At 39.3% G+C, this 7,339-nt stretch carries 5 protein-coding genes; 2 read left to right on the top strand and 3 right to left on the bottom strand.

Translation table 11 applies throughout. The annotated features are described in order from the left end of the window. Window positions 1-60: 60 nt before the first annotated feature. On the bottom strand, window positions 61-3,144 hold the full coding sequence (locus V7097_RS21400) for an efflux RND transporter permease subunit (protein ID WP_335705671.1): 3,084 nt from the start codon (window positions 3,142-3,144) through the stop codon (window positions 61-63). Window positions 3,145-3,240: 96 nt separating this feature from the next. On the opposite strand from V7097_RS21400, the gene V7097_RS21395 reads away from it, so the two are divergent. Next, the gene (locus V7097_RS21395) at window positions 3,241-4,074 is read left to right on the top strand and encodes a TetR/AcrR family transcriptional regulator (protein ID WP_335705670.1); all 834 of its coding nucleotides are present in this window, start codon (window positions 3,241-3,243) and stop codon (window positions 4,072-4,074) included. A 221-nt stretch (window positions 4,075-4,295) separates the two neighbouring features. Here V7097_RS21395 and proC read toward each other — a convergent pair whose 3' ends face one another. After that, window positions 4,296-5,150 (bottom strand): pyrroline-5-carboxylate reductase, encoded by an 855-nt coding sequence (proC, locus tag V7097_RS21390; RefSeq protein WP_335705669.1) that lies wholly within the window; start codon window positions 5,148-5,150, stop codon window positions 4,296-4,298. 266 nt (window positions 5,151-5,416) lie between these two features. On the opposite strand from proC, the gene V7097_RS21385 reads away from it, so the two are divergent. Continuing rightward, the gene (locus V7097_RS21385; protein WP_335705668.1) at window positions 5,417-6,127 is read left to right on the top strand and encodes an MOSC domain-containing protein; all 711 of its coding nucleotides are present in this window, start codon (window positions 5,417-5,419) and stop codon (window positions 6,125-6,127) included. Between the two features lie 326 nt (window positions 6,128-6,453). Here V7097_RS21385 and V7097_RS21380 read toward each other — a convergent pair whose 3' ends face one another. After that, entirely contained in the window at window positions 6,454-7,323 is an 870-nt protein-coding gene (locus V7097_RS21380) for an SDR family oxidoreductase (protein ID WP_335705667.1), read from the bottom strand. Window positions 7,324-7,339 lie beyond the last annotated feature (16 nt).

The following is a 7,339-nucleotide window of genomic DNA, read 5'->3' as shown; positions in this document are numbered from 1 at the left end:
CCGACTATATAATGTTAAAAAGCCCTACAAGATATGTTTAACCTTGTAGGGCGTAAATGATTAGTTTTCTTGTATGTTTTTACGGTCTTTCTTAAAGAGCTTAGACAGAATTTCATAGACAATTGGAACGACTAGAAGTGTTAATAAAGTCGAACTTGCTAGACCACCGATAACGGTAATACCAAGCCCTTTCGAAATTAAGCCTCCGCCGCCTTCGCCAAATAATAACGGAATTAACGCACCGATTGTCGCAATTGCTGTCATCAGGATTGGACGTAAACGGGTTGAACCAGCTTCAAGAATTGCTTCACGCATTGTCATTCCATCGCGCTCCATATGAATAATACGGTCGACTAAAACGATCGCGTTTGTTACAACAATACCAATCAACATTAACAGTCCCATCATAACCGATACGGAAATCGTTTCGCCTGCAATTAATAATCCAACAAACGATCCAATTATCGCAAATGGAAGTGAGAATAGAATTGCAAATGGTGCAACTCCTTCACCAAATGTTACTACAAGAATGAAGTATACAATTGCTATCGCTGCAAGCATTGCAAGACCTAGCTGCGTAAATGTTTCAACCATATCTGCTTGAACACCTGCAATATCAAGTGTTACACCTTTTGGAAGGTCTAGTTTATCAATGTCTTTTCCAACCTTCGATGTTACCTTTGAAATGTCGTCACCGATAATGTTTCCTGAAACGGAAGCATAATACTCGCCTTTACTGCGGGCAAGTGTATTTAAAGTTGTTCCTTCCTCAACCTCTACCAACTCAGAAAGCGGTAATGCTGTGCCTGTTGCTGTTGGAACTTGTGTTGCAAGAAGGTCATCAATTGATTTAGGTGTAGCTACTTTTTCCTGCTGAACAACAACCTCTAATGTGTTCCCATCTTTTTCAACCGTTGTTATTACCTCTTGTGAACGGTCTGGGTTTAACATCATCACAATTTGGCCAGTTGTAAGTCCATATTGTAATAATTCATCCTGCTCGACATTGAATGTGTACTCTACATACGCATCCTCTGCACTTGAAGAAACATCCTCCAAGCCGCCTGCATCCTTCATGACACCTTCGACCATGTCTACTGCATCATAAAGCTTATTTAAATCTTCACTATACAATGTATAGCTTACCTCATTTGAATTCATGGACATCGCCGAGAAGTTCTGGCTCTTCCATTCACCAGATTGACCAATATTGAACACATATTCCTCAATATCTTCGCGGACTTCTGGGAAGTTATCCATTTCCGGGTCAAAAATGAGGTACATGAGCGCACCGTCACCTCCGCCTCCCATCATCGCGGCCATTGGGTCTCCACTTTCCGTTACTGAAAGTTGAAGAATATCAATATCATCACGTTTAAGTAACTCGTTTTCAACTGCTGCCACATTTTCAAGCGTTTCTTCCTTTAACTCACCAGTACCTGGTGTGTAGGTTAAATACATAACCTTTTCTTCTTCACTACCCATAAAACTAAAACCGATTAACGGCGTTAATGCTAAACTTCCTACTAACAGTAAGATTGAAAGCACAGATACAATGATTTTATGATTGAGCGACCAATTTAAAATACCTTTGTACCCATTTGCAAGCTTACCTGCCTCTTTATGCTTCGCTTCTGTTTTTTCAATATAAAGCTGTTTTTTAAAGAGTGTATGAGATAACGCTGGTACGATTGTGATCGCAACTAGTAATGAAGCACCTAGAGCGAAGGTCATTGTTAATGCGAATGGCATGAACAATTCGCCAACCATTCCGCCTACAAAAATAAGTGGTGCGAATACAGCAACCGTTACTAAAGTTGATGAAAAGATTGGTTTGAACATTTCAAGGGTTGCTTCACGAATTAATGCACGACCATTTAATTTTTCTTCTTTTAAATGAAGTCGTCGATAAATATTTTCTACAACTACGATGGAGTCGTCAATTACACGTCCAATTGCAACGGTAACTGCTCCAAGTGTCATTAAGTTTAACGTAATATCCATCCATTTTAATAACAACAATGCCATAAAAATGGAGACCGGGATTGATACAATCGAAATAATCGTTGATCTAAAATTACGTAGGAATAGTAATATGATTAATACTGCAATCAAACCACCAAAGAGTGCTTTTTCCACCATTGTGGCAACAGATTTTTCAATTGGCTCACCTTGGTCAAGCGATACATCGATAACAAGGCCGTCAATTCGATCCTGTTCATCCTTGATAAGGTCTTTTACCTCATTTACAACATCCACTGTATTAGCTTGTTGCTCTTTTACAATTTGAATCGCAATCGCGTCTTTACCGTTCGTACGAGAAACAGATTGAACGCGTCCAACCTCTTCGATTGTTGCGATCTCCCCAAGCTCCACGAATGGTACAGGATTGTTTTCAGAAGGTGTAACTGGAATTATCATTTCCTTTAATTCAGCTGCAGTCATGAATTTCCCATCAATCGAAACAGCTTGTTCGCCTTCTTCAAATTCAAAAAGACCTAATGATACAGCCATGTCACTAGCTTGGATCATTTGCTTGACTGTGTCTTCTGTTAAGTCAAGCTCAGCCATTTTTTCTTTATTATAGGTAAGTTCTACTTCCTCAATATGCTGACCTGTGATCGTTGCGGAACCAACCCCATCAAGTTTGTCAATTTTAGGAAGTAAAACATCTTCAACTGTTGATGTTAATTCCACAATATCTTCAGTTGTACTACTTACACTAAGTGCCACGACTGGCATCATGTTCATGCTAATCGCAGTAATCATAGGCTCTTGTGCACCTTCTGGTAAAGTAACTGCATCTAATGCAGACTGCAGGGCACGCTTAGCCTCGTCCATATCCTCACCATAGTCATATTCAACTTGGATATTGGCCATGTTCGAATATGAATTCGAATAGACAGATTTAACTCCATCAAGTCCTTCAACCGCTTTTTCAATTGGCATCGAGACATCTTCCATTACCTGTTCTGGAGTTGCTCCAGGATACACATCCATGACCATTAAGAAAGGAATTGATATATCTGGAATGGTTTCTGTCTTCATTTGTGTACCTGAATAAATTCCAGATACCGTTATAATTATTGTTAATAACCAAACCGCAAGTTTATTTTTTAGTACAAAATTGGCTATACCTCTCACACTTACACCTACCCTAGATTGACTTATTTAACCCATTTATTTATAATAATGACCATTCAGTCATTTGTCAATAATGATTAGTGGGAGAGACAAGACATGATGAAAAAACAATTAATAATGGACAAAGCTTTAGAGCTTTTCGCGAAGCAAGGATTTGAGGCAACTTCCGTTCAACAGATAACTGATCAGTGCGGAATTTCTAAGGGTGCCTTCTATCTTTCATTTAAATCGAAGGATGAATTAATCATCGCCCTGATTGATCAATTTATGGAACAGATTTTTACGGACATTGACCATGTAGTCAAAAATAAAAAAGATGAGAAAAACCTATTGTTTGAATATTATTATGTAAGCTTTCAATCGTTTAGTCAGCATACGGACTTCGCGAATATCCTAATGAAGGAGTATACACAGTCTCTAAACAAAAAGCTTATCCTTAAAATGCACTACTTTGACAAACTTATTAATTCCACGATTCTTTTGTTGATTGATCGCATCTACGGAGATAAAGTAAAACATACAAAATATGATTTGCTATATTGCATTAAGGGCTTTACACGGATGTATTCAGAGCTTTTTTTGTATCAGAAAATCCCTCTAGATGTGGACCTTCTTTGCAAGTCACTTGTGGAAAAAACAAACCTCTTGGCTCACGGTATGACCCTTCCTTTTTTAAACCTAGAGCATATGGATTTGTCTGTGTTTCAAATGCAGGGAGATGTAACAAAGGATCAACTATTACCGTTGATTGAGGAAAAGGTAAAAGAAATGGCGGATTCTATTGAGAGGGAGTCGTTGTTGCTTTTACAGGAACAGGTCCAGGAACAAACGTTTACCTCTGCTATAATCAAAGGACTTGTGGAAAATATCCGAAACCATCCGCATTGCAAATGGATAGCATACTTATTAGATAGTTATTTCAACCTATAGAGACTTAAGGGACAAGTCCACTGACCCAAAAAAACACGGCAGAATGCTAAACGTTCTGCCGTGTTCGTTTATCTAACTCATTTCTCGTTAATGAGCTGCTTCCAATCTTAATGACGTCTTTTTCTATGGACATCCGATCAATCCTTATCTGTTTTTGTTATTGATTGCCGGACGATAATGAACTTTTACAAGCGCTTATCGCCGGTAAAAGGTATTTTATGTTAGACAGCCTGAACTTTTTTGGTCGTTTTGCCTTCAAGCTGTGAGCTTATCTCATGTGAGCGCATAGCCGCGTGTTTAATTGCTTGAGAGATAGCCTTTCCGCCACCATTCATTTCTAATGCTGCTAAACCAGCAGCGGTCGTTCCGTTTGGTGAAGTCACATTTTCTCGTAATGTTGTAGGCGTTTCACCCTGTTGCTGAATCATTTTTGCAGCCCCGATAATCGTTTGCGCAATTATTTCCCTTGATAACTTTTCCTGTAAGCCGAGCTTTTTCACGGTTGCTTCCATATGCTCCATTAGATAATAAATGTAAGCTGGACCACTGCCCGCTACTCCTGTAAAAACATCCATTTGGTCTTCTGGAATCTCGTAAACTGCCCCAATCGATTCTAGCAATTCTTTTGCTAGTAACATATTTTCATTAGTGGTATAGGAACCGGCTGATATGGCCGTTGCAGACTCTCCAATCATGCTAGATGTATTCGGCATTACCCGGATTACCTGTTGCCCCACTGGTAAATGCTGCTCCATATAGGTTGTGGTAATACCCGCTAACACGGATAAAACGAGTTGGTTCGGTAGAATTGAATCTTTGATGGACTGTAATGCAACTTCTGCATCTTTAGGTTTCATTGCGAGGACGATTATATCGGCATTTTTTAAATTAAAATTTTGGCTTACTAAACCATTAATCTTATACTCTGCTTCTAACTGTTGTAGTCTTTCCGTATTCGTTCTGTTTGTTACAAAAATTTGATTGGTTGGGACTTTTCCAGCTGCAACAATTCCAGAAATCATTGCTTCTGACATGGACCCTGCCCCTATAAAAGCAATTGTTTTTTCATGTAACATCTAATGTCTCCTTTGTAGTCGATTTGTAGCAACGTCCATATCGTAACATCTTTAAATTCATTATCAAGGGGTTCTCGGAAAGTCATGTGCATATGATTCAATTAGTTAGTGTAAGCGTCGCCACAGAAAGCTAATTACATCAAACCACCTGTTACGCACTCATAACGTCGCTGAGGATAATATTTGAAGATTGAACAAGAATCAGTGAGTGGGTCAGAGGGACAAGTCCCAATTCATGGTAAACTATTGCTAAAGGAGATGGGAGAATGGAGAAACAGCCTTACATAAATCAATTGTTTATCGGTAAGCCAAAAACGGTAGGTGACCCGAATGCGAAGAAACTCATGGAAAAAGAATGGACAAGTGGGATTTTTAAAGAACCGGTTCAAGCACCTCTCTGGCTTGGTAAGGAAAAATTAGATGGAGACGGACAAGCTGATTTAAAAAATCACGGTGGACCTGAAAAGGCAGTACTAGCCTATGCAGCAACTCATTATGAAAATTGGCAAAGTGAATTGGAAAATGACCAGATTCAGGCAGGAGCAATGGGGGAAAATTTCTCTGTAGTAGGGCTGGATGAAGCAAATGTGTGCATTGGGGATATATATGAGGTTGGTGAAGCAGTGGTTCAAGTAGCGCAACCTCGTCAGTCCTGCTGGAAGCCTGCTCGACGCTTTAAAATACTAGATTTTGCATTACGGATTCAAAAAAGCGGACGAACTGGATGGTACTTCCGTGTTGTAAAAGAAGGCATGGTAAAAGAGCACGATACAATCAAGTTGATCGAACGGCCATATCCTGAATGGACAATCGCTCGTTGCAATGAAGTCATGCATGAAAAGAAAGATGATATGGAAGCAGCTGCAAAATTAGCTGCGTGTGAGTATCTTGCACCAAACTGGAAAGAAACACTCACAAAACGACTCAAAGGCGAGATAAAATCAATTGATAGTCGTGTGTATGGGCCAAATAAATAAGAGAAAAAGGACCTCTTTTTTTATTCAGACCGGTCCAGATATAGATTGTGAATGAATAATGAATAATGTGAAAATGCCTAAATACCGTATTTAGTAAGAAACGGAACTTAGGCATTGGTTTTATATTAATCCTTTAACCTTCCAATTATCATCTCTTTAATATGTCCTTCAATTTCCCCTAATGTAGTAGGTTCTATTTGTACTAGCTCTACCCTATCAACCATTTCGAAACAGGGCGGACATTTTCATATGAAAAGGAATAAATAAAGGGACAGCGTATAATGCTAAATAATTCAAGAAAAAAGGTGCCTTTCCCCTTGGGGGAGCTATCCATTAATGACTACTCCGCCATTTATATGCAGAAATTGCCCGGACATATATGAGGAATCCTCTGACGCTAAAAAGACATAGGCTGGCGCAACTTCTTGGGGCTGACCGGCTCGTTTCATCGGTGCCTTCATCCCCCAGTTTGCAACTTGCTCGGCAGGGAATGAAGCAGGAATTAACGGCGTCCAAATATTACCAGGACACACACCATTGACCCGAATCCCTTTTACATGAAGTGATTTCGATAATGAACGTGTAAAAGCTACAATTGCCCCCTTGGTTGCGGAATAGTCAATTAACTGTTCGTTTCCTTCATAAGCGGTCAAAGAAGCAGCATTGATAATTGCACTTCCTCGTTTCAAATGAGGCAAAGCGGCTTTCGTTAAATAAAAAATTGAATAAAAATTTGTTTTGAACGTTTTTTCCATTTGTTCTGTAGTGATAAATTCAAGTCCAGATTGTACATGTTGTTCCGCTGCATTATTTACAAGGATATCTAATTTGCCAAATTCTTTGAGCGTATCCTCCACAACTTGTTTACAAAAATTTTCATTTCCTATATCTCCCGCAAAGGTAAGACAACGCCGACCTTTCTGCTCAACTACTTGTTTTGTTTCCTCCGCATCACTATGTTCATTCAGATAGACAATGCCGACATCTGCACCTTCTTTAGCAAAAGCTACGGCAATTGCTCGACCTTGACCGCTATCTCCGCCGGTAATAATCGCAACTTTATCTTTCAATTTTCCACTGCCTAAATAATTCGGGTTATCGTATACAGGTCTTGGATTCATCAATGATTCAATGCCCGGCTGCTGATTTTGGTGTTGAGGTGGATAAGGTGGAAAAGGTGTTGACATATTGGTCATTATTTTTTATCTCCTT

The sequence above is a fragment of the Bacillus sp. JJ1562 genome (assembly GCF_036962705.1).
Taxonomy (GTDB): domain Bacteria; phylum Bacillota; class Bacilli; order Bacillales; family Bacillaceae_L; genus Ferdinandcohnia.
Note: the sequence above shows the minus strand (reverse complement) of the source record. Positions and strands in the feature narration are given on the sequence as shown.

Bases quoted from the DNA above. Each gene is read 5' to 3' on its own strand.
- V7097_RS21395 (WP_335705670.1), top strand. From the start codon at position 3,241: ATGATGAAAAAACAATTAATAATGGACAAAGCTTTAGAGCTTTTCGCG.
- proC (WP_335705669.1), bottom strand. From the start codon at position 5,150: ATGTTACATGAAAAAACAATTGCTTTTATAGGGGCAGGGTCCATGTCA.
- V7097_RS21385 (WP_335705668.1), top strand. From the start codon at position 5,417: ATGGAGAAACAGCCTTACATAAATCAATTGTTTATCGGTAAGCCAAAA.
- V7097_RS21380 (WP_335705667.1), bottom strand. From the start codon at position 7,323: ATGACCAATATGTCAACACCTTTTCCACCTTATCCACCTCAACACCAA.